Raw genomic sequence first — 26,013 nt, 5'->3', positions numbered from 1 at the left:
GCCGGTCCACCGGCGCCAGGGCACGTCGCGTCGGTACGCCGACGTGCCGGGCCGCGCCCGACGCGCCCGGTCGGCACGCCCTCCGGCACACCCTCCGGCACACTGGGCCGGTGGACAACCACCCGCTCGTCGCCCTGCTGCTCGCCGACCCGGACACGGACACGGAGACGTGGTCCGCGCTGGGCGAGCACCTCCCGGGGGCGGTCGCCACCGCCGTGTGGCAGGTGCACGCCGCCGCGGACCCGGCCCGCGTGCGCGAGGTCGTCGACGCCGTCGACATCACGGCGGTGCCCTACGACCGCGCCCTGCCCGTCCACGCCGCGCTGGTCCGCTCGCGGCGCTCGTCCCTCGCGGCCGCCCTGCTCGAGCGGGCGGACCCCGGCGCGCTGACCTACCTGCTCAAGCACGCCGACCCCGTGCCCGCGCCGCTGGTGCGGTGGGTCATGAACACGGAGCACCGCGACGCGCTCCTCGTCGGCGCGACCGCCGTCTCGCTGCTCGACGCGCCGACGCTGCGCCCCCAGCACGCCCAGATGACGCGCGACCTGGCCGGTGAGGCGCGCGACCCCGGCACCGCGCGGCGGCTGCGCGAGCGCATCCAGGTCGCGCTCACGGTCGACGCCGCGCGCACCAGCACCGCCGACTACACCCTGCAGCAGCTCACCGCTGCGCTGGAGCTCGCCGACGTCGCAGACGTGCCCGGCATCGTGCGCGGCGCGCGGGAGCAGGTGGCGGGCGGGACCCCCGTCCTCGCCGCCGTCGTCGACGCGCTGGACGGCCGGCTGGACCCCGACGTGCTGCACGGCGTCCTCACGCCGGTCGAGCTCGGCACGCCCGTGCACGACGTCCCGGCGGCGGTGGCCGCGCGCGCCTGCCACGACCACCCCTCCACGCGCCCGGGCTGGTGGGACCTGGCGCTGCGCGCCCTCGCCGACGGCACGCCGGGGCCGGCGCACCTCGTCGTGCTCGGTGCCCGGCCCCCCGCAGCGGCGCTGCCGGACCTCGTCCGCGCCGCCGTCGCCGGGCTGGCCGGCGGTCGCACCGGGGACCAGGGCAAGGACCTCGTCCTCGTCCTGGCCGCGCACCTGCGCGGGCGCGAGGAGCCCGAGGCCGAGACCGCCCGTGCGGTGCTGCGCGAGGCGGCCACCGCCCCCGGCGCCCCCGCGACGGCCCGCGTCGCGGCGCTCCTGCTCGACGAGCCCGCCGCCCTGGCGATGCGTCCCCTCACCGAGCTGGCCGAGGCGGCCGGCGCCGACACCGGGACGGGCACGGGCCTGTGGCTGCTGGCGGACGTCCTGCTCGGGGACCCCGACGTGCGCGCCGCGCTGGCGGAGCTGCGCTCGAGCCCCGGGACGCTGGCCACCGCGCTGCGCGCCGGGGCCAGCACCTCCCCGCTCAGCGTCCCCCAGCTGCGTGACGTCGTGGGCCCGACCGACTGAGCCGACCGGGTCGCCCGGACGCCGACCGCTCGGCGGGCCCTGACCGCCGCCGATGGGCCGGGCGTGACGACGGACGTGACGACGGGCGTCGCCGCGCCCCTCACCGGGGCCCGGGCACGCGTCGCGCCCGTGCTCACCCTCGGCGCGCTCACGGGCGGCACCGCCGCCGATGCCGCGCTCGTCCTCACCGGGGAGGTCGCGTGGGCCGCACCGGGGCTCGTCGTCCCGGTGGTGGCGCTGCTCCTGGCGCACGTGCGGCAGCAGCGCGCGCAGGACGGGACCGCGGGGCGCGCCCGGCGCTAGGGTGCCCGGCATGGCGACACGGGGCTTCACCGGGCGGCGGCGCGAGACGGACCCGCGGCTGCCCCCGGGCCAGTACGACACCGGGCGGGACTGGCCGGTGCTCACCGCCGAGGTCACCCCGAACCTCCGGCCCGAGACGTGGACGATGTCGGTCGACGGCCTCGTCGAGCGGCCGAGCACCTGGACCTGGGACGAGATGCACGCCCTCCCCCAGTCCCGCTACGAGGGCGACATCCACTGCGTGACGACGTGGTCGATGCTGGGCACCTCGTTCGAGGGCGTCTCGGTGGACCTGCTCCTCGAGGCCGCGGGCGTCCGGCCGGAGGCGGCCTTCGTCCTGGCCACCTCGACGACGGGGTACACGACGAACCTGCCCCTGGCCGACGTCACCGGCGGCAAGGCCTGGGTCGCGTGGAGCCACGAGGGCCGGCCCCTCACGCCGGACCACGGCGGCCCCGTGCGGCTGCTCGTGCCCCACCTGTACTTCTGGAAGAGCGCGAAGTGGGTGACCCGCCTGACGCTCCTCGACCACGACGTGCAGGGCTTCTGGGAGCGCAACGGCTACCACGACCGGGGCGACCCCTGGACCGAGCAGCGGTACCAGGGTGACTGACGCGCTGTTCGCGCCCGCCGCGGGCCCGTCCACGGGTCCCGTCGGCGGGTGGCGGCACGCGCGCGTGCTGAGCGCCGACCACCCGCACCCCGCGGCGGTGCGCCTGCGCCTGGACGTGCCGGACCGCGTGGACCACGTGCCCGGCCAGCACTACGTCGTGCGCCTCACCGCCGACGACGGCTACCGCGCCCAGCGGTCCTACTCCGTGGCCTCCGCGCCGTCCGACCCGGCGGTGGAGCTGTGGGTGGACCGGCTCCCCGACGGGGAGGTGTCCGGGTTCCTGGCCGACGAGGTGCGGGCGGGCGACACCCTCGAGGTGCGCGGGCCCGTCGGCGGCTGGTTCGTCTGGGACGGGTCGGGCCCGGCCCTGGCTGTCGGGGGCGGCAGCGGCGTCGTCCCGCTCGTCGCGATGCTGCGGCACGCGCAGGACCTCGGGGTGCGCGAGCGACTCCGGCTGGCGGTCGCCGCGCGCACCCGGACGCTCCTGCCCTACGCCGACGAGCTGCTCGCCGCCGGGGCGCTCGTCGCCCTGTCGCGGGAGGACGCCGCAGGCCGGGCCGCCGGGCGGCTCGGCGCCGACGACCTGCGGACCCTCGTCGGGCCGGGGCCGGCCTTCGTGTGCGGGTCGGCGGGGTTCGCGGGCGCCGCGAGCCGGCTGCTGGTGGAGCTCGGCGTCGACGAGGGCGCCGTGCGCGTGGAGCGGTTCGGGAAGACGGGCTAACCGGCGGGTACGGTCGGGACGTGCCGCCCGACCGCCGCGAGGCCCGCCGCGCCGCCGTGGTCGCGCTGACGCTGGTGGCCGCCGGGGTCCTCGTCGTGGTCGGGGCCGCGGCCGGCGCGGACTGGACCACCGGCCCGGCGCGCCTCGACGCGTTCGCGCCGATCGCTCCCCCACCCGTACCGCTGCCCACCCCGGTCGCCGTCCCCGGCGCCGAGAGCGGCGCACCCACCGCCGGCGACGCCCCGTCGGGTGCCCTGCGTGTCGCGGCCGTCCTCGCGCTCGCGGTGCTCGCGGTCCTCGTGGTCCGCTGGGTGGTGCGCGTCGTCCGCCGGCAGGCCCGCGAGCGCGGGCAGACCGGTACGGCCGCCGACGGCGACCTCGCGCCGGGGGACGCCGGGGCCGGCGGCGACACGCTCGTGCCCGACCTGCCGGCCCTGCACCGAGCCGCGACCGCGGCGCTGGCTCGCCTGGACGCGCCCGGCGCGGGTGGCGACGACGTCGTCGCCGCCTGGTTGGCGGTCGAGAGGGCCGCCGCCGAGAGCGGCGTCCCGCGTGCGGCGACCTGGACGTCGAGCGAGCTCACGGCCGCCGTGCTCGCCGCCACCGACGCCGAGCCCGACGCCGTCCGCACGCTGCTCCGGCTCTACCAGCGGGCCCGCTACGGCGTCGGTCCGGCGGCGCGCCTCGACGCCGACGAGGTCGCCCTCGCCCGTGCGTGCCTGGTAACCCTCGCCCGCGACTGGCGCGTGCGGGCGTGAGGCGTCCGTGGCGCCGGGACCGCGCGGCGGGCGGCGTGCTGCTCGCCGCCGTGGTGGCCGGCCTGACGTGGGCCGCCGGCCTCAGGACGGCGACCGTCGGCCTGCTCGCCCTGGCGGTCCTCGTCGCGACGGCCCTCGTCGTGCGGGCCGACCCGCCCCCGGACCCCGTCCTGCCCCGGCCCGAGCCGCCGCCGGTCCCCGGCGCGCGCACGGACGTCGGCGACCTCGTGTGGGTCCTCACCACGCGCGGGGGCGACGTCGGCCTCGGGTTCCACCGCCGGCTGCAGGCCGCCGCACACGTGCGGCCGCGGGCCGTCGGCGTGGACCCGGACGACGCGGCTTCGGTCGTCGCCGCCCTCGGGCCGGCCGTCGCCGCGACCCTGGGCACGGCTGCGCCTCCCCGCACAGGCGCCGCCGTCGCCGCGCTGGACGCGCTCGAGCGGCTGCGCCCGGCGGGCGCCCCTCCCGGTGGGCCGACGACCGCCAAGTCCACCGCCTCGTCCACCGCACCGCCCGTCGCCCGAGGAGGCACCGCGTGACCGAGCCGTCCACCCCCAGCCCGCCGGCCGAGCCGCTGCCCGTGGCCGAGGTCGCCCGCCTCGGGGCGCGGGTGCTCGACGCCGTGCGCACGGTCGCGGTGGGCATGGACGACGCGCTCGGGCTGGCGCTCGCCGCCGTGCTGGCCGGCGGGCACGTGCTCTTCGAGGACGTCCCCGGACTCGGCAAGACGCTGGCGGCCCGGTCGCTCGCCGGCGCCCTGGGCCTGCGCTTCACCCGCCTGCAGTGCACGCCGGACCTCCTCCCGGCCGACATCACCGGCTCCTCGGTCTACGACCCGGCGCAGACGCGGTTCGAGTTCCGGCCCGGGCCGGTCTTCACCGGTCTGCTGCTCGCCGACGAGATCAACCGCACCGCGCCCCGCACGCAGTCGGCGCTCCTCGAGGCGATGGCGGAGCGGCAGGTGTCCGTCGAGGGCACGTCGTACCCGCTGCCGGCGCCCTTCCACGTCGTCGCGACCGCCAACCCCGTCGAGTACGAGGGCACCTACCCGCTGCCGGAGGCGCAGCTCGACCGTTTCCTCGTCCGGCTCGCGGTGGGGTACCCGGAGCGCGACGGCGAGGTCGAGGTGCTCCGCCGCCGGACCGCCCGGCGGCAGGAGCGCGCGGACGTCGCGGCGGTGACGACGCCGGCGCAGGTCCTGGCGATGCAGGCGGGGGTGGAGGCGGTCGACGTCGACGACGACGTGCTGGGCTACTGCGTCGACCTCGCGGCGGCGACCCGGCGGCACGAGGCCGTGGAGGTGGGTGCCTCCCCGCGCGGGTGCCAGGCGCTGCTCCTCGTCGCCCGGGCGCGGGCCGTCCTCGACGGGCGCGCGGTGACGCTGCCGGAGGACGTCAAGGCCGTGGCCGTGCCCGTGCTGGCGCACCGCCTCACGCTCGCTCCCGGGGCCTGGGCCTCGGGCCTGGCACCCGAGGTCGTGGTGCGCGCGGCCCTGGCCGCCACCCCCACGCCGCCGTCCGCACGCGCCGCCTCGTGAGCGCCGCCACGTGAGCACGGCGACCGGGGCGCGCGGGGGGTCGCCCGGGGCCTGGGGCTCGACCACCTGGGCCCGCACCTCGAGCGCGCTCGGCGTCGGCGCCGCGCTCGTCGCCGTGCTCGCCGGCCGCCCGGACCTCGCCGTGCTCGCCGTCCCGCCGCTCGCGCACGGCGCGTGGGGGCTGCTCGTCCGACGACCGTCGCTCCCGCCCGGTGCGCAGGTCACCGCGGGGCACGAGGGGACGGCGGGCGCGGAGGTGCCCGCCCGCCTCGCGCTCGCCGTCCCGGCGGGCACCGACGCGGTGCACGTCCGGCTGCGGGGGCCGGGCGAACGGCACCTGCTCCTCGACGCGGCGCGGACGGAGGTGCCCGTCCGGGCCCGTACCGCCCGGACGGGCCTGCACCCCCTGCTCGCCGCCGACGCCCTCGCCCTCGGGACGGAGGGTGCGGTGGCCTCCGGGCCCGTGGCGGGCCAGCCGCTGCCGGTCCTCGTCCTGCCCGCCGTCGCGCTGCTGCCCGCCGCCCCCCTCCCGTGGCGCCTGCGCGGCGCGACGGGCCCGCACGACGACCGTCGCCCCGGTCACGGCACCGACCCCCTCGACGTCGCGCGCTGGCAGCCCGGCGAGCGGCTGCGGCGCGTGGACTGGCGCACGACCGTCCGCCGCAGCGCGGCCACGGGCGGCGTCGTGCACGAGCTGCACGTGCGGCGCAGCCTGGCCACGGCCGAGGCCTCGGTCGTCCTCGTCCTGGACTCGCGCGACGAGGTGGGCCCCGACCCGGCGACGTGGTCCGGCGTCCTCCCGGTGCCCGACGACGTGCGCACCTCCCTGGACGTCGCCCGCGCAGCCGGGGCGGCCCTCGCCCGCCGGTACCTCGAGCAGGGCGACCGCGTCGCGCTCGAGGACCTGGGCCGGCACGGCCGGCCCGTGCCCGCCGGGGGCGGGCGCCGGCACCTGCAGCGGCTCGTCCGCCGGCTCGCCGCGGCGGCCCCCCAGGACCGTCCGGCCCCGCGGCGCCGCGCACCGCACGTGCCCGCCGGCGCGCTCGTCGTCGTCCTGTCCACGTTCCTCGACGACGAGGCCGCCCGGCTCGCGCACGGCTGGCGGCGCGCGGGGCACCGCGTCGTGGCCGTCGACGTGCTGCCCGTCCCGCGCCCCCGGAGCACCGCGGTGCGCACCGCGCTGCGCCTCGTGCTGCTCGAGCGCGAGGACCGCCTGGCCGCCCTCGTCCGCACGGGCGTCGAGCTCGTGGCCTGGTCCGTCGACGGTCCTGCTGCCGACGCGGCGGGTGCGCGCGCGGCGCGGCTGGCGGCGCTCACGCGGCTGCGGCCCCGCCCCGGCGCGACGGGGCGGCCGGGCGCGGGCGTGAGCCCCGCGACCGCGCCGGGCGGCTCGGGGATGAAGTGGTGAGCGGGGACGGCGCGGCGGGCCGCCACGCCGCCGTGGGACGGGACGCACGCGCGGGCCGGGACGACGCCGTCCGGGTCGAGGTGCCGGGGCTCGTGCCGGCCTGGCTCCTGCGTGCCGCCGGCGGCCTCGCCCTCGCGCTGGCGGTCGCGCTCGTGCCCGCGGGCGGCGGGCGCCTCCTCGCGGTCGGGCTGCTGCTCGGCGCCGCGGTGGCGGTGCGGCCCTCGGCGCTGCTCGTCGGCGTGGCGCTCGGCGGCGTCCTGGTCGGCGTGCTGCTCGCCGGACCCGTGCAGGGGCCGCGCCTGCACGCGCTGGTCCTGCTCGTGCCGGTCGCGCTCGTCGCGCTGCGCACGGCCGCCGCGGTCCCGGCGCGCGCGGTGGTGGACCGGCTCCTCCTGGCGCGCCTCGTGCGCCGGCTGCTCGTCGTGCAGGTCGGGGCGCAGGCCCTCGCGGTGCTCGCGGCGCTGCTCGGCGACCGCCCGCCGAGCACGGCGGCCGCGCTCGGCGCGGTCCTCGCCCTCGGGGGACTGGCGCTCGTGACGGCCCGGCGCTGACCCCCCGCGCCGGGCGACGACCGCCCGTCAGTGCGCCCGCGGCGGGAGGTGGTGCAGCGCGACGTCGGCCAGGCGCCCGCCCGTCACCGACGCCGTCACGTAGGTGCAGGTGGGCTGCCGGCGGCGGTCGGTCGGCGAGCCGGGGTTGAGCAGGCGCAGGCCCGTCGCGGCCGTCGAGTCCCACGGGATGTGGGAGTGGCCGAAGACGAGCACGTCCGCGCCCTCGTACGCCGCCGCGCAGCGCGCCTCGCGGCCCGCGGCGGGACCCGTCTCGTGCACGACGGCCAGCGCCAGCCCGTCCAGGTCGACCCGGGCCACCTCCGGCAGCCGCGCGCGCAGCGCCGGGCCGTCGTTGTTGCCCCACACCCCGACGAGGCGCGCGCCGCCGGCGGCCGTCCGCTCCTCGAGCGCGTCGAGCAGCGCGACGTCCACCCAGTCGCCCGCGTGCACGACCACGTCGGCGGCGTCGACCGCAGCCCAGACCTGCGCCGGCAGGTCACGGGCGCGGCGCGGGACGTGGGTGTCGGCGAGGAGCAGCAGCCGCAGCGGACCGGCGCTCACGCGACCCCCGCGGGCAGGACCGGGTAGCGCCGACGGGCCGGGACGCCCCGCAGCGCGTCGGCCGCGGCGAGGACGTCCTCGACCCCGACGGCCAGCAGCGCGGGATCCGGGTCGTCGGCGAACGTCTCCCCCCGGCGCACCCGGGCGTCCGTCAGCACGACGTGCGGCCCGTCCGCGGGCGGCCCCCACTCCTCCGGCGGGGCGGGACCGAACAGCACGACCGACGGCACGCCGTACGCCGACGCCAGGTGGGCCACGCCGGTGTCGGCGGTCACGACGAGGGCGGCGTCGTGCACGAGGGCGGCGAGCGCGCCGAGCCCGAGAGCCCCCGCGAGGACGTGCCGCTCGTCGAGCCCCGCGGCCGAGGCCACCGCACCGGCCCGGGGCGCCTCGGCGGCGCTGCCGGTGAGCACGACCTCGTCGCCCCGCGCGCGCAGCGCCCGCACGACCGCCGCGAAGCGTTCGACCGGCCACTGCCGCGCACCGTGGAACGCCCCCACGTGGACGACCGTCGCCCCGGGCCGCGGCGACGGGACCGTCGGGGGCAGCAGCCCCAGGTCGGCGGCGTCGGCGTCGATGCCGTGCCCCCGCAGCAGCCGCGCCCAGCGCTCCCGCTCGTGGATGCCGTGCCGCCACGGTGGTCCGTCCTCCGTGCCCGGACCCCGGTGGCCGAGCGTGCGGCGCGCGCCCAGGGCCGCCACGACGCCGCGGCTGTCGGGGCCGTCGCCGTGCAGGTTCACGGCGACGTCCGCGCGCCCTGGCGGCAGGTCGAGCGGCCCGTCCAGCCCGCGCGCCGGCAGCAGCGCGTCAACGCCGCCGACGAGGTCGACGAGCTCCTCCAGCCACCCCGGCACCGCCAGGACGAGGCGGTGCCCCGGGAAGGCCCGTCGCAGGGCGTGCACGGCGGGCACCGCGACGAGCAGGTCGCCCATCTTCAGCGTCCGGACGGCCACGACCTCCGGGGTGCCGTCCGCGGGACCGAGCCGCCTCACGCGCCGGGTCCCGGGACGGTCGGGCAGGCGGCGGCGAGGAGGAGGGCTGCGAGCACGCGGCGATGCTAGGGCGGTCACCCGCCCCGCGCCGGGCGTCGCCCCCGCTGGCGCCGGGCGGTGGGACCCGTACCGTCGGAGGATGACACCTGCCGCCCGCCTGACCGTCCGGGGCATCGAGGCCTACCGCCGGCACCTGTCCCCGCGCAAGCACGGGGCCTGCGCCCACCGGCTCGCGCACGGCGGGGACTCCTGCTCGGGCGCCGTCGAGGGCTACGTGCGCCGTCGCGGCGTCGTCCGGTCGGTCGTCCCGACGGTCGTGCGGTTCGCCGCGTGCGCCCAGGCCTTCCGCCTGCTGCAGGCGGGTGACGTGCGCGGGGTGTGCTGCTGCGGCGGCATCCCCATCCCGTTCCGCTTCTGACGGCGGCGCCGGCAGCCCGTGTTGGTGCCGGTGCCGGCGCCGGTGGGGCGGTCAGTCCCAGAAGGGCGGGAGCTCCTCGTCGGCGTCACCGCGGGTGCGGGTCTGCTCCAGCGCGCGAGCGAGTGTCCGGCCGAGGGCGGGGGTGGCTGTGGTGCTCATGCCCTCACCGTCGGCCACCGGAGGCCCTCTCTTGAGGGACGGAGGTCCCCCGATCGGCCCAGGATCTGCCCCCGGACGGCCCCTGCTCGGATCAGCCCTCCGTGCGACGCCCCATCCCGACGAGCGCCGCCGTGGCCGCCACTCCGGCGACGAGCGGGACCAGCGCGCGGCGCGCCCGTCGCCGCCGGCCGGTCCGGCGCCGGTCGGCCGCCGTTGCCGCCGCCGCCGTGCTCTCGACCTGCCCGACGAGACCCGTCGCCGCCGCGTCGAATCGGTCGAGCACGACCGCCGTCAGCCGGGGGTCCGGTGCCAGCGGGTCGCTGACGACGTCGGCACCGGCCGCCAGCAGCCGGTCGTGGAAGAAGCCGGGCGCCAGCAGGTAGGACGCGATGACGACCCGCCCGCCGGGCGCCAGGTCGGCCCGCGCCGCCGCGACGGCGTCCGGGACGCGCGGCTCGGCCCCCGCCCCGTAGCCGACGGCGACCTCGCGCCCCAGCCGCCGGGCCAGCGCGGCCCGCACCTCCTGCACCGCCGCGGCCGCAGCCGGCACGCTCGAGCCGGCCGCCGCGAGCACGACCGCGTCGTCGGGCCCCAGCCCGGCGCCGGTCAGCCGGTCGACGAGCACGTCGACGAGGCGCTCGTCGGGCCCCAGCGGGGCCGCCGCCGCGGCGCCGGGCCGGTCGACGGCCCCCGCGATGTCGACGCCCGTGTGGAACCCGACGGACAGCAGCAGCGGGACCACCACCGCGCGGTCGGCGTCCGCCAGGGCACCCGTCACCACGTCGGCGACCTCGGGCGTCTGCACGTCGACGAACGCCTCCCGCACGTCGAGGTACGGCCGCGCCACGCGGACCGCGTCGAGGACGGAGGCGATGGCGCGCCGCCCCTCCGCGTCGTCGGTACCGTGCGAGCACCCGACGAGCACGGGCGGGGCGGGGGTGGTGCGGGACGTCACGGGGTCTCCTCGAGCTCGAGCCGGTAGCCGCGCTTGACCACCGTGCGGATCAGGGTGCGGCTCCCGGTCGCCTCGCGCAGCCGGGCGACGGCCACGTCGAGGGCGTGGCCGTCCGTCGAGGCGCCGGGCAGCACCGCCAGCAGCTCCTCCCGGGCGACGACGCGTCCGCGGGCGCGGGCCAGCAGCCGCAGCACCTCCAGGCCCGAGGGGGTCAGGGGCAGCACGTGCCCGTCGAGGACGGCGGCGTTGCGGTGCACGTGCAGCGGTCCGGCGACGGTCCGCAGCGCCTCCAGCCCGCCGTAGTGGGTGACGACGGCGCGCACGAGCGAGCCGAGCCGGCCGCGGTCCGGCACGAGGGGCTGCGCCCCGCGCTCGAGCAGCGGCCTGGCCGTCACGGGCCCGACCGCCGCCAGCACGAGGCCCCCCTCGGCCGAGCGCCGCAGGATCCCGTCCGTGACGCCCGCGGCGTCGGCGGCCGCGAGCCAGGCCGCGGTGGCCGGGGCGGAGGTGAAGACGACCGCGTCGATCTCCCCCGCCGCGGTGGCGCGGACCGAGGCGGCGACCACCGCGGGGTCCGGCGGCGGACCCCAGCGGTACACGACGAGCGACCGCACCCGGGCGCCGGCCGCGCTGAAGGCGGCGTCGAGCCCGTCGTCGCCGGCGCCGTGGTGCTGGACGGCGATGTCGCGGCCGGCCACGCCCTCGTCGAGCAGCACCTCCGCGATCTCGGCGCTCGTCTCGGACTCGGCCACCCAGTCGGCGGTGAGCCCGGCGGCCTGGATGGCGCCCCGCGCCTTCGGGCCGCGCGCGATGATCCGCGCCCCGCGCAGGGTGGCGACGAGCCCCTCGGCCAGGCCGACGGCGTCCGCGGCCTCGACCCACCCGCGGAACCCGATGCCCGTGGTGACGACCACGGTGTCCGGCGGGTCGGCGACGAGGTCCCGCGTCGCGGCGACGAGGGCCGCGTCGTCGATGTGGGGCACCATCCCGAGCGCCGGCGCGTGCCGGATCGTCGCGCCACGCCGGGCGAGCGCCGCCGCGAGCTCCCCCGCCCGGCGGTCGGCCGTGACGAGCACGACGCAGCCCGCCAGGGTCTGGTCGATGGCCGCACGATCGGCCGCCGTCGTCGCGGGGTCGTCGGCGAGGCGGTCCGGGCCACCCTGGGCCGGGGCCACGGACTCCGGGCTCGCGGTCCCGGTGGTCACGGCGCTCACGAGGCGATCGTGACGCCGGCGGCGGCGACGGCCCCGTCGAGGAGCCCCTCCGCGGCGACCCGCCCGAGGACGAGGACGGCCGGCGCGTGCACGCGCCCGTCCTGCGCTGCCGCCACGACCGCGTCGAGCCGCGAGCGCGTCACCCGCTGCCCCGGCAGGGTGGCGTTCTCGACGACGGCGACGGGCAGGTCCGGCGCCACGCCCACGGCCAGGGCCCCCGCCACGAGCTCGGGCAGCACCGCGACGCCCATGAGCACGACGACGGTGCACGTCTCCTCGCGCAGCCCGGTCAGCGCGGCCTCCGACCACCCGTCGTGGCCGTTCATCACCAGGAACGCGCCGACCGTGCCCCGGTGGGTCAGCGGGATGCCCGCCGCGGTCGGCGCGGCCAGCGCGCTGCTGACACCGGCGACGACCTCGACCGGGACGCCCGCCTCGCGGCAGGCCACGACCTCCTCGCCACCGCGGCCGAACACGAACGGGTCGCCGCCCTTGAGCCGCACGACGACGTGTCCCGCGAGCGCGCGGTCGACGAGCAGCCGGCCGATCTCCGCCTGCGGCACCGGGTGGTGCCCCGGCCGCTTGCCGACGTCGACGACCTCCACGCCCGGCGGCAGCTCGTCGAGCACGGCGACCGGGCCCAGCCGGTCGGTGACGACGACGTCCGCCTCCGCCAGCGCGCGACGGCCGGCCCGGGTCAGCAGGCCGGGGTCCCCCGGCCCGCCGCCGACGAGCACGACGCGCCCCTGCCCGGGGCGCGGGCCGCGGCGGCGGCGCAGGTCCACCGCGCCCGTGTCGAGGTGCCCGAGCAGCGCGTCGCGGACGGCCACGGAGCGCCGCGGGTCCGCGCCGCCCGTGGAGACGACGCCGACGAGCAGGCCGTCGCGGCGTGCCGTGGCGGGCGTGCGGGCCGTGCCGGCGGCCGGCCGGTCGCCGCCCCCGGCGTCGACGCAGAACGTGCGGCGCTCGGCGGCCCAGGCGACGACCGCCTCGTCGACCGCGGGCACGCCCGTCGCGGTGTGCACCAGCCACGCGTCGTCGAGGTGCTCCGGCCGCACCCGTTCGGCGCGCCACGTCACGCGGCCGGCACGCACGACCTGCGCCAGCGCCTCGCACAGCTCCGGGGCGACGACGAGGACCTCGGCGCCGTCGGCGAGCAGCGCCTCGGCCCGGCGCGCGGCGACGGGGCCGCCGCCCACCACGAGCACGCGACGGCCGGCGAGCTCCAGCCCGAGCAACGTCGTCATGCGACCTCCCCCTCCTCGGCCCGGTCCGACGGGACCACTATCGCGGCCCGGGGCGGCGCCAGAGTAGGGAGTCCGTGTTTCGGGCGGACGACGCCGCAGGTGACGGGCGGGTCACGTGGTCCGCACAGGACGGGGGGCGACCCTGTGAGGCCTCCCCCCGGCGGACGTCCGCGCGACGTCACCGCCGTGCGAGCGCGAGCGCGAGCGCACCCGCCCCGGCGACAGCGGCACCGGCTCCTGCGAGCACGCCCCGGTGCTGCGTGGCCCACAGCTGGGGGCTGCTGGTGGCGGCACGGTCGTCGAACTCCCCGTGCGCGCCGAGGTCACCGCCCACGGGCTCGTACAGGTTCGGGCCGAGGTCCGTGGGCGGGAGGTCGACCTGCTGGCCCGAGATGCCGGTCCGCGCGAGGTACCGGTCGAGCAGCGGCGCGGCCACGCGGTTGCCGAGGATCGTGCCGACCGTGCTCACCCCGACCCAGGTGGAGCGGCGCGGGTGCCGGGCGACGTGCGCCACGGCGGCCGCCCCGACCTCGGGCTGGTAGATCGGCGGCACGGGCTGGGCGTGCTGCGGCAGCAGGTTCTTCAGCCACGAGAACTGCGGGGTGTTGAGCGCCGGCATGTGCACCATGCACACGCGCACCCGGCTGCCCTGGCCCAGCAGCTCCGCGACGACGGACTCCGTCATGCCGACCATCGCGTGCTTGGCGCCGCAGTAGGCCGACTGGGCGGGGATGCCCCGGTACGCCAAGGAGCTGCCGACCTGCACGACGACGCCCTCGTCGCGCGGCACCATCCGCCGCAGCGCGGCCCGCGTGCCGTTGACGAAGCCGAGGTAGGTCACCGCGGTGGCGCGCTCGTAGTCCTCGGGCTCCACCTCGAGGAACGTGCCGAAGACGCCCGTCATCGCGTTGTTGACCCACAGCCCGATGGGCCCGAGCACGGTCTCGACCTCGTCGGCGGCGCGGTCCACGGCGGCGTGGTCCGCCACGTCGGTGGGCACGGCCAGCGCGCGCCGGCCACGGGCCGCCACGTCCTCCACCGCACCCGCCAGGCCTGCCCGGCCGCGGGCGAGGACCGCCACGTCCCACCCCTCGTCGGCCAGGCGGCGCACGATGGCACGGCCGAGACCGGCGGAGCCGCCCGTGACCACCGCGACGCCGCGGGGACCGGGGGCGGCCGCGAGCCGGACGAGGGGGCGCTCGTCGTCGCGCGCGTCCTCGGCGCCGGCGGGCGTGCCCTCCGCCGTGCCCTCCGCCGGGCGGTCGTCAGCCGAGCCGTCGGCGTGGTGCTGCCCGTCGTCGCGCGGGTCGAGGGGGTTCACGGGCGGCATGGGTCCTCCGGAGTGGGGCGCGCGCCCGCACCGGGCGGCGTGACACCACTCTCGTCCGCGCCCACGGGACGCGCACCCGGGCCGGGACACCCACGCGTAACATCCGGTCGTTAGCGTGCCCCTCCGGCGTCGGCCGGGCCCGGCGACGCCCCCGACCCGACCGCGTCGGGCCCCGGTCCGCCGCGGGTCCGACCCCACCGCCCGGTGCCCCGCCGGACCCTGGAGGAACCTGTGCGCTCCGCTCCCCTCGTCCTCGCCTCCGCCCTCGCGGCCTCGCTGCTCCTGGCCGGGTGCAGCGGTGAGGAGGCCGCCGAGCCGGCCGCGTCCGGGAGCGCCGGCTCCGGCACGGGCGCCGGCGCGGGCTCGTCGACGGGCTTCGACGTCTCGGGCGTGGAGGCCGACGAGGAGCTGGCGGCCCTGCTGCCCGCGGACGTCGCCGAGGCCGGCACGCTCGTCGTCGGCACGGACGCCTCCTACGCGCCGGCCGAGTACATCGACGAGGACGGCACGACGGTCGTCGGCTACGACGTGGACCTCATCACCGCCGTCGCCGCCCGGCTCGGCCTCGAGGCGGACGTCCAGCCCGCCGACTTCACCGGCATCATCCCGGCGATCGGCTCGCGCTACGACGTGGGCATGTCGTCGTTCACCATCACCGCCGAGCGCCTCGAGCAGGTCAACATGATCAGCTACTTCGAGGCGGGCGAGGCGTACGCCGTGCCGGCGGGCAACCCCGACGGGGTGAACCCGGATAACCTGTGCGGGCTCGTCGTCGGCGTGCAGACGGGCACGGTCGAGGACGAGGAGATGGAGGCGACCCTCATCCCCGAGTGCGAGGCGGCCGGGAACCCCGTCGAGCCGCTGCGGTTCGAGGCGCAGAGCGACGTGACGACGGCCCTGGTCGGCGGCCGTGCGGACGTCATGTGGGCCGACTCCCCGATCATCGCCTACGCCGTGGAGCAGACCGGCGGCCAGCTCGAGCATCTCGGCGACGTGTTCGCCTCCGCCCCGCAGGGCGTCGTCGTCGCCAAGGACGACGCGGAGCTGACCGAGGCCGTGCAGGCGGCGCTGCAGTCGCTCATCGACGACGGCACCTACGGCGAGATCCTCGCCGCGTGGGGCAACGACGCGGGCGCGGTCGAGACGGCCGAGCTGAACCCCGCGGTCGACTGACGATGGCGGTCGACGGCGCGCGGGCACCCGCCGGCGCCCCCGGGGCGCCCGGCAGGGCGTCGGCCGGGGCGTCGGCCGGGGCGTCGGCCGAGCCGGAGCGCATCCGTGCGGTCCCGGTCCGGCGCCCGGGCCGGTGGGTGTCCGCGGCCGTCGTGGCGGTGCTCGCCGCCATGGTGGTCCACGGCCTGGTGACCAACCCGGCCTTCGCCTGGCCGACGGTCGCCGAGTACCTGTTCCACCCCAACGTCCTGCGCGGCGTCGGGTGGACCCTGTGGCTGACGGTCGGGTCGATGGCGATCGCCGTTGTGCTGGCGGTGCTGCTCGCCATCATGCGCCGCTCGGAGAACCCCGTGATGCGCGGGGTGTCCTGGACGTACATCTGGGTCTTCCGCGGCACCCCCATCTACACCCAGCTCGTGTTCTGGGGGCTGCTGTCGGTGCTGTACCGGCAGATCTCGCTCGGGGTGCCGTTCGGCCCGTCCTTCGTCTCCTTCGACACGCAGGACCTGGTGACGGCCTCCCGCGCGGCGCTGCTCGGCCTGGCCCTCAACGAGGCCGCGTACCTCGCGGAGATCGTGCGCGCGGGCCTCCAGAGCGTCGACCCCGGGCAGTCGGAGGCCGCGCGCGCCCTGGGCATGAAGGAGGGCCGGATCCTGCGCCGGATCGTCCTGCCGCAGGCCATGCGCGTCATCGTGCCGCCCACGGGCAACGAGACGATCTCCATGCTGAAGACGACCTCGCTGGTCCTGGCCGTGCCGTTCACCCTCGACCTGAACTTCGCGACCAACGCCATCGCCAACCGCACGTTCCAGCCCGTGCCGCTGCTGCTGGTGGCCGCGATCTGGTACCTCGCGATCACGAGCGTGCTCATGGTCGGGCAGTCCCGGATCGAGCGGTACTACGGCCGCGGGTTCGACAGCCACCGCCCGGCACGGGGGGGCGGCAGGGCGCCATCAACGCCGCGGGCACCACGCCGGAGCCCGGGCCGAACGACGACATGGGCCGCCCGGCCGGAGGTGGCGTGTGAGCACGGGTACCGGCGTGGGCACGGCCACGGGTACGGGCACCGGCACGGACGTGCCCATGGTGCGCATGACCGGCGTGCACAAGTGGTATGGGCATGCCCACGTGCTGCGCGGCATCGACCTCGAGGTCCCGCGCGGCACGGTCACGGTCGTGCTCGGCCCGTCGGGCTCGGGCAAGTCCACCGCGCTGCGCTGCATCAACCAGCTCGAGGAGATCCAGGCCGGCGCCATCCGCGTCGACGGCGAGCTCATGGGCTACCGCGAGGGCGTGCGGCGCGGGACGCCGACCCTGTTCCGGCTGCACCCGAAGGTCGTCGCCCGGCAGCGCTCGCGCATCGGCATGGTCTTCCAGCGCTTCAACCTGTTCCCGCACATGACCGCGGTGGGCAACGTCGTCGAGGCGCAGGTGCAGGTGCTCGGCAGGCCGAAGGCGCAGGCGCGCGAGCGGGCGCTGGAGCTGCTGGGCCGCGTCGGCCTGTCCGACCGCACCGACCACTACCCCGCCCAGCTCTCCGGGGGCCAGCAGCAGCGCGTCGCGATCGCGCGTGCCCTGGCGATGGACCCCGAGCTCATGCTGTTCGACGAGCCGACGTCCGCCCTGGACCCCGAGCTCGTCGGCGAGGTGCTGGGCGTCATGCGCGACCTCGCGGCCAGCGGCATGACGATGGTCGTCGTCACCCACGAGACGGGGTTCGCCCGGGAGGTCGCCGACCAGGCGGTCTTCATGGCCGACGGCGTCGTCGTCGAGCACGGGTCGCCGGAACGGGTGCTCGTCGACCCGACGGAGCAGCGCACGCGCGACTTCCTGGCCCGCGTGCTCTGACGCACGTCACACCCCGCCGCCCGGCCGCCCCCGCCCGCGACGACGAGACTGGCGGCATGCAGCGCGACGTGACCGCCCACCTGACCCTCGACGTGCAGCGGCCCGCCACGCTCGTCCTCGAGCTGGCCGTCGCGCGCGGTGCCGGGCTGACGGTCGACGAGACGTGGGACCTGACCGTGGACGGGCACCCCGTCGAGCCGCAGGAGCTCGTCGTCGAGCACGGCACGCGGTGGCACGTCCTGGACGCGCCCGTCGGGCAGCTGCGCCTCGACTACACCGCCCGCGTGACGGGGCGCGCCGAGCCGGCCCCGGTCGAGCGGGCGGACCTCCTGCGCTACCTGCGCCCCAGCCGCTACTGCGAGTCGGACACGCTGGGCCCGACCGCCCGCGCGCACTTCGGCGGGCTGTCGGGCGCCGACCTCCTGGCGGCGGTGAGCTCCTGGGTCGGGACGCAGCTCGCGTACGTCCCCGGCGCGAGCCTGCCGACGGACGGCGCGGTGCGCACGCTGCTGGCCCGCCAGGGCGTGTGCCGCGACTACGCGCACCTCGTCGTCGCGCTGCTGCGCGCCCTCGACGTGCCGGCGCGGCTGGTCGCCGTCTACGCGCCGGGGCTCGACCCCATGGACTTCCACGCCGTCGCCGAGGCCTTCGTGGACGGCGCCTGGCACGTCGTCGACGCCACCACGCTGGCGCCGCGGAGCACCCTCGTGCGGATCGCGACCGGCCGCGACGCCTCCGACACGGCCTTCCTCTCCGTCCACCACGGGGTGGCCCTCCTCGGGGAGCTCGCGGTCACCACCGTCGTCGACGTCCTGCCCGACGACGACGTCACGCAGCTCGTCGCGCTCGGCTGACCCGGTCGGCCGGGGCGCGGGCACCGCGCACCGCTCGCGCCCAGGGCGTCCCCGGCGGCAGACTGCCCCGCGTGCGGACCATGGGCGTCGAGGAGGAGTACCTGCTGGTGACGCCGGGCGGGCGACCGACGGCGGTCGCCGGCGCGGTCCTGGCCCTCGAGCACGCCCGGGAGGCCGAGCAGGGGCGTGCCGAGCACTCCCCCGGCCCGGGCGGGGACCTGGAGAAGGAGTTCACCCAGGAGCAGATCGAGACCTCCACGCCGCCGTGCGCCGAGGTCGGTGAGCTGCTGGAGCAGCTCCGGGCGGGGCGGCTGCGGGCGGAGACGGCCGCGCAGCGCGCGGGCGCCCACGTCGTCGCCCTCGGCACGGCGCCGCAGGAGGTGCACGCCACCGTCGTGCCCGAGCCGCGCTCGCTGGAGATCGAGGCGCGCTTCGGGCAGACCGCCGCGGACCAGCTCACGTGCGGCTGCCACGTGCACGTGCGGGTGGCCGACGACGAGGAGGGCGTGCGCGTCCTGGACCACCTGCGACCCTGGAACGCGGTGCTGCTGGCGTTGTCCGCGAACAGCCCGTGGTTCGGCGGCCGCGACACCGGGTACGCCTCGTTCCGCTCGCAGGTGTGGGGCCGCTGGCCGACCGCCGGCCCGACGGGCGCCTTCGGCGACGCCGCCGGCTACCGCGAGGTGACCGAGGCGCTGCTCGCCACCCGGACGATCCTCGACCCCGGGATGCTCTACTTCGACGCGCGGCTCTCGGCGCGCTACCCCACCGTCGAGGTGCGCGTCGCCGACGTCTGCCTCGACGCGCGGGACGCCGCGCTGCTCGGGGCGCTGGTCCGCGGCCTCGCGGACACCGCCGTGGCCGACGACGGGCGGGCCGCCGCGCCGCCCGTTCAGACCGAGGTCCTGCGGGCCGCCGCCTGGCAGTCCGCCCACGCCGGCCTGACCGGCGACCTCGTCTGCCCCGTGCGCGGGGTCCCCCGACCCGCGGCCGAGGTCCTCGAGGGTCTGCTGGACCACGTGCTGCCTGCGCTGCGCGCGACGGGTGACCTCGCGGTCGTCGAGGACGGGCTGGCCGACCTGCTGGCGCGCGGCACGGGCAGCGCCGAGCAGCACCGGTGGCGCGCCGAGGGCGCGGGCGACGACGAGGTCGTCCGCCGCGCCTGCTCCCGCACGCTCGACTGACGGGCGGAGCCGTCGCCCGGGCGCGGCCCCGTCCTCATCCGTCTGACCTCGGTAAGCGCTTGCACGGACGTCGTCCGCCGGTGAGTCGTGCATCACCGCCGGTGGTGCCCTGCTCCCCGCGCCGGTTGGGTCCCGCGCTGGCAAGGTGTCCGCATGCAGATCTGGCCCGGACGTCCCTACCCGCTGGGTGCCACCTTCGACGGCAGCGGCACCAACTTCGCCCTCTTCTCCAGCGTCGCCGAGCGCGTGGAGCTGTGCCTCCTGCACGCGGACGGCACCGAGGAGCGCGTCGACCTGCGGGAGGTCGACGGCTTCGTCTGGCACGGGTTCCTGCCCTCCGTGCAGCCCGGTCAGCGCTACGGCTTCCGCGTCCACGGCCCGTACGACCCGGCGCAGGGGCACCGCTGCGACCCGACGAAGCTCCTGCTCGACCCCTACGCCAAGGCGGTCAGCGGCCAGATCGACGGGGACCCGTCGCTGTACTCGTACCAGTTCGGCAACCCCGACGAGCGCAACACCGACGACTCGGCCGGCCACACGATGACGTCCGTCGTCGTGAACCCCTACTTCGACTGGGGCCACGACCGCCCGCCGCAGCACGAGTACCACGAGTCGGTCATCTACGAGGCCCACGTCAAGGGCCTGACGAAGCTGCACCCCGCCGTGCCGGAGGAGCTGCGCGGCACGTACGCCGGCCTCGCGCACCCCGCGATCATCGAGCACCTGAGCAACCTCGGCGTCACCGCGATCGAGCTCATGCCCGTGCACCAGTTCGTCAACGACCCCCACCTGCAGGAGAAGGGTCTGTCGAACTACTGGGGCTACAACACCATCGGGTTCTTCGCGCCGCACAACGCCTACGCCGCCTACGGGCACGAGGGCCAGCAGGTGCAGGAGTTCAAGAGCATGGTCAAGGCCCTGCACGAGGCGGACATCGAGGTCATCCTCGACGTCGTCTACAACCACACCGCCGAGGGCAACCACATGGGCCCGACGCTGAGCATGCGCGGCATCGACAACGCGAGCTACTACCGCCTCGTCGACGAGGACCGCTCGCACTACTTCGACACGACCGGCACGGGCAACTCGCTGCTCATGCGGTCCCCGCACGTCCTGCAGCTCATCATGGACTCGCTGCGGTACTGGGTGAACGACATGCACGTGGACGGGTTCCGCTTCGACCTGGCCGCGACGCTGGCCCGCCAGTTCCACGAGGTCGACCGCCTGTCGGCGTTCTTCGACATCGTCCAGCAGGACCCCGCGATCTCGCAGGTGAAGCTCATCGCCGAGCCGTGGGACCTCGGCGACGGCGGCTACCAGGTCGGCGGGTTCCCGCCCCTGTGGTCGGAGTGGAACGGCAAGTACCGCGACTCCATGCGCGACTTCTGGCGCGGCGAGCCCTCGACGCTCGGGGAGTTCGCCTCGCGCCTGTCGGGCTCGTCCGACCTGTACGAGCACACGGGCCGCCGGCCGATCGCGAGCGTCAACTTCGTCATCGCGCACGACGGCTTCACGCTGAACGACCTCGTCTCCTACAACGAGAAGCACAACGAGGCCAACGGCGAGGACAACAACGACGGCGAGAGCCACAACCGCTCCTGGAACTGCGGCGCCGAGGGCCCGACGGACGACCCCGGGATCCTCGCGCTGCGCGGCCGCCAGCGGAAGAACTTCCTGGCCACGCTGCTGCTCTCCCAGGGCGTGCCGATGATCGCCCACGGCGACGAGCTCGGCCGCACGCAGAACGGGAACAACAACGTCTACTGCCAGGACGACAAGATCTCCTGGGTCGACTGGGACCTCGACGCGGGCAACACCGACCTGCTGGAGTTCACGCAGCGGATCGTCGCGCTGCGGCGCAAGCACCCCGTGCTGCGCCGCCGCCGGTTCTTCGCGGGTGCGCCCGAGCACGGGGGCGAGTCCGAGCTGAAGGACATCGCCTGGCTCAAGCCGAGCGGCGAGCACATGTCCGACGAGGACTGGAGCGAGGGTCTCGCGCGGTCGGTGACCGTGTTCCTCAACGGGGAGGCGATCGCCGAGCCCGACGGACGCGGCCAGGAGATCACGGACGACAGCTTCCTGCTGCTGTTCAACGCCAACCCCGACGAGGTCGAGTTCACGCTCCCCCCCGCGGAGTACGGCGAGCGGTGGACCGTCCTGGAGGACACGGACAGCAACCTCGAGCAGGGCCAGGGCGTCGACGCCGGCAACACCGTGTCGCTCACGGGTCGCTCGCTCGTGCTCATGACCCGTCCGCCGACGGTCCAGCTGCCGTCCGCGTCGGGCATCGGGGCCGTGGCCGAGCAGGCCACGGAGGCGGCACAGGCGACCAAGCCCGCGCGCAGCCGCCGCAAGAAGGCCGCCCAGGCGTGAGCGACGAGCGCTCCACCCCGGCCCGGCGCCTCGTGGCGCCGGGCCGCCCGGTGCCGGTCTCCACGTACCGCCTGCAGCTCGGCGCCGACCTGACGTTCGACGACGTCGCGGCCCGCGTCGGGTACTACGCCACGCTCGGCGTGACGCACCTGTACCTCTCGCCGATCCTCACCGCGGCCCCGGGCTCGACGCACGGGTACGACGTCGTCGACCACGACGAGGTCTCGCCCGTGCTCGGCGGCGCCGACGGGCTGCGCCGGCTGTCCGAGGCCGCCCACGGCGCCGGGCTGTCGATGATCCTCGACATCGTCCCGAACCACATGGCCGTGCCCACCCCCGCGTGGCACAACCGCCAGCTCTGGTCCGTGCTGCGGCACGGCTCGGAGTCGCCGTTCTCGCACTGGTTCGACGTGGACTGGTCCGCCGGCGACGGGGCGGTCCTCATGCCGGTGCTGGGCGACCGGATCGGCGCCGTGCTGGCCCGCGGTGAGCTCGTGCTCGGCACGGAGGACGTCCCCGGCGAGGGCGAGCAGCCCGTGCTGCGCTACCACGACCACGTCTTCCCGGTCCGGGCCGGGACGGAGGCGCTGCCCCTCGCGCAGCTGCTCGAGTCCCAGCACTACCGGCTCGCGTACTGGAAGGTCGCGGACGAGGAGCTCAACTACCGGCGGTTCTTCGACGTCGGCACGCTCGTCGCCATCCGGGTCGAGGACCCCGACGTCTTCGACGCCACCCACCGCCTCGTCCTGGACCTCCTCGAGGACGGGACGCTCGACGGCCTGCGCATCGACCACCCGGACGGCCTCGCGGACCCCACGGGGTACCTCGCGCGGCTGCGGGAGGCCAGCGGCGGCGCCTGGGTGTCGGTGGAGAAGATCCTGGCGGGCGAGGAGGAGCTGCCCGCCGACTGGGAGACCGTCGGCACCACGGGCTACGACGCGCTGTGGCGCATCCAGCAGACCTTCGTGGACCCGGGCGGCGCAGCCCCCCTGGGCTCGCAGCTGCACCGGATCACCGGCGACACTTCCGACGCGCTGCCCGCGCTGGTGGAGGAGGCCAAGCGGGAGATCATCGACGGCTCGCTGTTCGCCGAGGTGCACCGCCTGACCTCCCTCGCCGCCGCGATCTGCGCCGACGACCTCCGGTTGCGCGACCACACGTGGCGCGCGCTGGAGGACTGCCTCGTCGAGCTGCTCGTGGCCTTCGACCGGTACCGCGCCTACGTGGTCCCGGGCGAGACGCCGCACCGCGAGTCGGTCGAGGTCATGGAGACCGCGGCGGCCATCGCGCGGCGGCGGCTGTCCGCCGACCGCGAGGCGACGATGGACGTCGTCGTCGACCTGCTGCTGGGCCGCGAGGTCGGGTCCGCGGGCCGCACGCGCGACGCCCGCCGCGACGAGCTCATCGTGCGGTTCCAGCAGACCTGCGGCGCCGTCACGGCCAAGGGCGTAGAGGACACGGCCTTCTACCGCTGGGCGCACCTCGTCGCGCTCTGCGAGGTGGGGGGCGAGCCCGAGCGGTTCGCGTTCACGCCGACGGAGCTGCTGTCCTGGGCGTCGACCGCGCAGGCGCTGCACCCGCTGGCGATGACGACCCTGTCGACGCACGACACGAAGCGCAGCGAGGACACGCGCTCGCGCATGGGCGTCCTGTCCGAGCTGCCCGCCGAGTGGTGGGTGCTCGTCGAGCACCTGCGCACCGCCACGGCCTCCTACCGGTCGGCGCTCGTCGACGGCCGCACGGAGTACCTGCTGTGGCAGACGCTGGCGGGCACGTGGACGCCCGAGGGGCCGCTGGCCACCGACCGGCTGACGGACTACCTGACGAAGGCGATCCGCGAGGCCAAGAGCCGCACGACGTGGACCGCGCCGGACGAGGCCTACGAGGGTGCGGTGCTCTCGCTCGCCGAGCGCGCGGTCGTCGACCCGGCCGTCGTCGAGCTCATGGACGCGTGGGTCGCCCGGACGGCCACGGCCGTGCGCGCCGCGACGCTCGGAGTCAAGCTCGTGCAGCTCACGCTGCCGGGCGTCGCCGACGTCTACCAGGGCACGGAGGTCCCGACGATCGCGCTCGTCGACCCGGACAACCGTCGCGCCGTGGACGTCGACGCGCTGGCCGCACGCCTCGAGCGGCTCGACGAGGGCGCCGGTCCGAAGGACCTCGCCGACGAGAAGCTGCTCGTCACGTCCCGGGCGCTGCGCCTGCGACGCGACCTGTCCGAGGCCTTCACCGGCCCCGGGGCGGGCTTCGTGCCGCTGGCCCACTCGTCGGGCAACACGCTGACCTACGCCCGGACGGTCGACGGGCAGCCGCGCGTCGCCGTCGTGGCCACGCGGCTCGCCCACGCCGTCGACCGCCTCGGCGGCTGGGGCGAGCACACCGTGGCGCTGCCGGAGGGGGACTGGGTGGACGTGCTCACCGGTCGGCCCGTCACCGGCGGTGTCGTCCCCGTCGCCCCGCTGCTGGACCGGCTGCCGGTGGCCCTGCTCGTCCGGGAGGCCTCGTGACCACGGTGACGCCGCACACGGCGGGGTTCGTGCCCCGCGTCTGGGCGCCGGCGGCGCAGCGGGTGGACCTCGTGCTGCCGGCCGGCCCCGGTCACCCCGCGGGGCCCATGCACGCTCGCGACGGCGGCTGGTGGGAGGCCGACGGCCCGCTGCCGCACGGCACGGACTACGCGTTCTCGCTCGACGGCGGCGACCCCCGCCCGGACCCGCGCTCGGCGTGGCAGCCGGAGGGCGTGCACGGCCCCAGCCGCGTCTTCGACCCCTCGCGCCACGTGTGGGACGACGGGGCGTGGCTCGGCCGGGACGTGCGCGGACGCGTCGTCTACGAGCTGCACGTGGGCACGTTCACGCCGCAGGGCACCTTCGCCGCGGCGGCCGAGCGGCTGGAGCACCTCGTCGACCTGGGCGTCGACGTCGTCGAGCTCATGCCCGTCGCGGCCTTCAACGGCGCGCACGGGTGGGGCTACGACGGGGTCTCCCTGTACGCGGTGCACGAGGCGTACGGCGGCCCGGCCGGGCTGCAGGCCTTCGTCGACGCCGCGCACGGCGCCGGTCTGGCCGTCTGCCTGGACGTGGTGCACAACCACCTGGGCCCGTCGGGCAACTACCTGGGCGAGTTCGGGCCGTACTTCACCGACGCGCACCACACCCCGTGGGGCGCGGCGATCAACCTCGACACCGAGGGCTCCGAGGAGGTGCGCCGCTGGATCCTGGACAGCGCGGGCCGCTGGTTCCGGGACTTCCACGTCGACGCGCTGCGCCTCGACGCGGTGCACGCGCTCGTCGACACCTCCGAGCGGCACGTGCTGGCGGAGCTGTCCGACGAGACCGCTGCGCTGGGGGCGGAGCTGCGGCGACCGCTGTCGCTCATCGCCGAGGTCGACCTCAACGACCCGGTGAGCGTCACCCCGACCGCGGAGGGCGGCTGGGGCATGACGGCGCAGTGGGCCGACGACGTGCACCACGCGCTGCACGCCCTGTTCACGGGCGAGCGGCACGGGTACTACGTTGACTTCGGGGCGCCGGCGACGCTGCGCAAGGCCATGACCGGCGTCTTCGTGCACGACGGCGAGATGTCGACGTTCCGCGGCGAGGTCTGGGGTGCGCCGGTCCCGCCCGAGGTGGACGGCCACCGGTTCGTCGTGTTCGCCTCCGACCACGACCAGGTCGGCAACCGCGCGATCGGCGACCGCCCCGCCGAGCGGCTCACGGACGGGCAGCTGGCCGCCGAGGCGGCCCTCGTGCTGCTCTCCCCCTTCACGCCGATGCTCTTCCAGGGCGAGGAGTGGGGCACCCGCGGCCGGTTCCAGTTCTTCACGGACCACCCGGAGCCTGAGCTGGCGGAGGCCATCCGCAAGGGCCGGCGCTCGGAGTTCGGCGAGCACGGCTGGGCGGAGATCTACGGCGGTGACGTCGAGGTGCCGGACCCGCAGGACCCGTCGACGCTCGAGGCGAGCAAGCTGACCTGGGACGAGACGACGGAGCCCGCGCACGCGGCGCTGCTCGCCTGGTACCGACGGCTCACGCAGCTGCGCCGCGAGGTCGACGACCTCGGCTCCGGCGACCGGTCGGCGACCGACCTGCGCTGGGGCGGCGACGACGAGGGCGCCCAGGACGCGGCCGGCGGGCCCTTCCGGGGCTGGCTGGTGCTGCACCGCGGCACCGCCCGGGTGGCCGTGAACCTGGGGGACGCGGCGGTCGACGTGCCGCTCGCCGGCACCGGCTCGCTGTCGGTGCAGGCGTCGTTCGGCCAGGCGTCGGTGGCCGAGGACGGCACCGTGCGCCTGGGGCCGTCGTCCGTGGCCGTGCTCGCCTGAGCGCGGAGGCGCGTACTCCTGAGGACGCCCTCGTCGGGCCTGCACCCGCCG

The 26,013-nt window shown here is 77.1% G+C and carries 23 protein-coding genes and 1 pseudogene; 18 read left to right on the top strand and 6 right to left on the bottom strand.

All coding sequences use genetic code 11. The features are described from left to right. Positions 1-110 precede the first annotated feature (110 nt). The 9 genes from AC2TDM_RS08120 to AC2TDM_RS08080 all read left to right on the top strand — a co-directional run bounded on the left by AC2TDM_RS08120 (position 111) and on the right by AC2TDM_RS08080 (position 7,330). Complete coding sequence (locus AC2TDM_RS08120; protein WP_090030829.1) at positions 111-1,439, top strand: hypothetical protein; 1,329 nt, start codon at positions 111-113, stop codon at positions 1,437-1,439. A gap of 63 nt (positions 1,440-1,502) precedes the next feature. Beyond that, a complete protein-coding gene (locus tag AC2TDM_RS08115; RefSeq protein ID WP_484636322.1) occupies positions 1,503-1,742 on the top strand; it encodes a hypothetical protein in 240 nt (79 codons plus the stop codon). 10 nt (positions 1,743-1,752) lie between these two features. Beyond that, positions 1,753-2,355, top strand: a complete 603-nt coding sequence (locus AC2TDM_RS08110) for a sulfite oxidase-like oxidoreductase (protein WP_175499238.1) — start codon at positions 1,753-1,755, stop codon at positions 2,353-2,355. Further along, on the top strand, positions 2,348-3,076 hold the full coding sequence (locus AC2TDM_RS08105) for an FAD-binding oxidoreductase (RefSeq protein WP_484636321.1): 729 nt from the start codon (positions 2,348-2,350) through the stop codon (positions 3,074-3,076). Before AC2TDM_RS08110 ends, AC2TDM_RS08105 begins: the two co-directional genes overlap by 8 nt. A 20-nt stretch (positions 3,077-3,096) precedes the next feature. Continuing rightward, the gene (locus tag AC2TDM_RS08100; RefSeq protein WP_484636320.1) at positions 3,097-3,834 is read left to right on the top strand and encodes a DUF4129 domain-containing protein; all 738 of its coding nucleotides are present in this window, start codon (positions 3,097-3,099) and stop codon (positions 3,832-3,834) included. Continuing rightward, entirely contained in the window at positions 3,831-4,373 is a 543-nt protein-coding gene (locus tag AC2TDM_RS08095; RefSeq protein WP_484636319.1) for a hypothetical protein, read from the top strand. Before AC2TDM_RS08100 ends, AC2TDM_RS08095 begins: the two co-directional genes overlap by 4 nt. Further along, complete coding sequence (locus AC2TDM_RS08090) at positions 4,370-5,371, top strand: AAA family ATPase (protein ID WP_239078954.1); 1,002 nt, start codon at positions 4,370-4,372, stop codon at positions 5,369-5,371. The genes AC2TDM_RS08095 and AC2TDM_RS08090 overlap by 4 nt, the downstream gene beginning before the upstream one ends. 10 nt (positions 5,372-5,381) lie before the next feature. After that, complete coding sequence (locus tag AC2TDM_RS08085) at positions 5,382-6,779, top strand: DUF58 domain-containing protein (protein ID WP_484636318.1); 1,398 nt, start codon at positions 5,382-5,384, stop codon at positions 6,777-6,779. Beyond that, positions 6,776-7,330 carry a hypothetical protein gene (locus AC2TDM_RS08080; protein ID WP_484636317.1) on the top strand — a complete coding sequence of 185 codons (555 nt, stop codon included), beginning with the start codon at positions 6,776-6,778 and terminating at the stop codon, positions 7,328-7,330. The genes AC2TDM_RS08085 and AC2TDM_RS08080 overlap by 4 nt, the downstream gene beginning before the upstream one ends. A gap of 27 nt (positions 7,331-7,357) precedes the next feature. Here the strand turns inward: AC2TDM_RS08080 and AC2TDM_RS08075 are convergent, their stop codons facing one another. Next, on the bottom strand, positions 7,358-7,891 hold the full coding sequence (locus tag AC2TDM_RS08075) for a metallophosphoesterase family protein (protein WP_239078953.1): 534 nt from the start codon (positions 7,889-7,891) through the stop codon (positions 7,358-7,360). Then, positions 7,888-8,883, bottom strand: coding sequence for a glycosyltransferase family 9 protein (locus AC2TDM_RS08070; protein ID WP_373308458.1), 996 nt, complete (start codon positions 8,881-8,883; stop codon positions 7,888-7,890). Before AC2TDM_RS08070 ends, AC2TDM_RS08075 begins: the two co-directional genes overlap by 4 nt. A gap of 139 nt (positions 8,884-9,022) precedes the next feature. On the opposite strand from AC2TDM_RS08070, the gene yidD reads away from it, so the two are divergent. Further along, entirely contained in the window at positions 9,023-9,301 is a 279-nt protein-coding gene (yidD, locus tag AC2TDM_RS08065; protein WP_090030816.1) for a membrane protein insertion efficiency factor YidD, read from the top strand. Positions 9,302-9,551: 250 nt separating this feature from the next. Here yidD and AC2TDM_RS08060 read toward each other — a convergent pair whose 3' ends face one another. From AC2TDM_RS08060 to AC2TDM_RS08045, 4 genes are all read right to left on the bottom strand, one after another. Then, on the bottom strand, positions 9,552-10,415 hold the full coding sequence (locus AC2TDM_RS08060; protein ID WP_484636316.1) for a sirohydrochlorin chelatase: 864 nt from the start codon (positions 10,413-10,415) through the stop codon (positions 9,552-9,554). After that, a complete protein-coding gene (locus AC2TDM_RS08055; RefSeq protein ID WP_484636416.1) occupies positions 10,412-11,506 on the bottom strand; it encodes a uroporphyrinogen-III synthase in 1,095 nt (364 codons plus the stop codon). Before AC2TDM_RS08055 ends, AC2TDM_RS08060 begins: the two co-directional genes overlap by 4 nt. 119 nt (positions 11,507-11,625) lie before the next feature. Continuing rightward, on the bottom strand, positions 11,626-12,876 hold the full coding sequence (gene cobA, locus AC2TDM_RS08050) for a uroporphyrinogen-III C-methyltransferase (RefSeq protein ID WP_484636315.1): 1,251 nt from the start codon (positions 12,874-12,876) through the stop codon (positions 11,626-11,628). A 178-nt stretch (positions 12,877-13,054) separates the two neighbouring features. Then, complete coding sequence (locus tag AC2TDM_RS08045) at positions 13,055-14,206, bottom strand: SDR family oxidoreductase (RefSeq protein ID WP_484636314.1); 1,152 nt, start codon at positions 14,204-14,206, stop codon at positions 13,055-13,057. A gap of 231 nt (positions 14,207-14,437) precedes the next feature. On the opposite strand from AC2TDM_RS08045, the gene AC2TDM_RS08040 reads away from it, so the two are divergent. From AC2TDM_RS08040 to treZ, 8 genes and pseudogenes are all read left to right on the top strand, one after another. Then, positions 14,438-15,379 (top strand): ABC transporter substrate-binding protein, encoded by a 942-nt coding sequence (locus tag AC2TDM_RS08040; protein ID WP_484636313.1) that lies wholly within the window; start codon positions 14,438-14,440, stop codon positions 15,377-15,379. Positions 15,380-15,381: 2 nt separating this feature from the next. Then, a pseudogene (locus tag AC2TDM_RS08035) lies at positions 15,382-16,215 on the top strand (amino acid ABC transporter permease); the annotation flags it as partial. A gap of 247 nt (positions 16,216-16,462) precedes the next feature. Next, positions 16,463-17,227 carry an amino acid ABC transporter ATP-binding protein gene (locus tag AC2TDM_RS08030; RefSeq protein WP_484636415.1) on the top strand — a complete coding sequence of 255 codons (765 nt, stop codon included), beginning with the start codon at positions 16,463-16,465 and terminating at the stop codon, positions 17,225-17,227. Between the two features lie 56 nt (positions 17,228-17,283). Then, positions 17,284-18,081 (top strand): transglutaminase-like domain-containing protein, encoded by a 798-nt coding sequence (locus AC2TDM_RS08025; protein WP_090030805.1) that lies wholly within the window; start codon positions 17,284-17,286, stop codon positions 18,079-18,081. Positions 18,082-18,161: 80 nt separating this feature from the next. Next, entirely contained in the window at positions 18,162-19,265 is a 1,104-nt protein-coding gene (locus AC2TDM_RS08020; protein ID WP_484636414.1) for a carboxylate-amine ligase, read from the top strand. Between the two features lie 153 nt (positions 19,266-19,418). Next, positions 19,419-21,638, top strand: a complete 2,220-nt coding sequence (gene glgX, locus AC2TDM_RS08015; RefSeq protein WP_484636312.1) for a glycogen debranching protein GlgX — start codon at positions 19,419-19,421, stop codon at positions 21,636-21,638. Continuing rightward, positions 21,635-24,145 (top strand): malto-oligosyltrehalose synthase, encoded by a 2,511-nt coding sequence (treY, locus tag AC2TDM_RS08010; protein ID WP_484636311.1) that lies wholly within the window; start codon positions 21,635-21,637, stop codon positions 24,143-24,145. The genes glgX and treY overlap by 4 nt, the downstream gene beginning before the upstream one ends. Then, complete coding sequence (treZ, locus tag AC2TDM_RS08005) at positions 24,142-25,962, top strand: malto-oligosyltrehalose trehalohydrolase (protein WP_484636310.1); 1,821 nt, start codon at positions 24,142-24,144, stop codon at positions 25,960-25,962. The genes treY and treZ overlap by 4 nt, the downstream gene beginning before the upstream one ends. The last annotated feature ends 51 nt before the right edge of the window (positions 25,963-26,013 follow it).

It is taken from the genome of Cellulomonas sp. plas2 (genome assembly GCF_057221735.1).
Note: the sequence above shows the minus strand (reverse complement) of the source record. Positions and strands in the feature narration are given on the sequence as shown.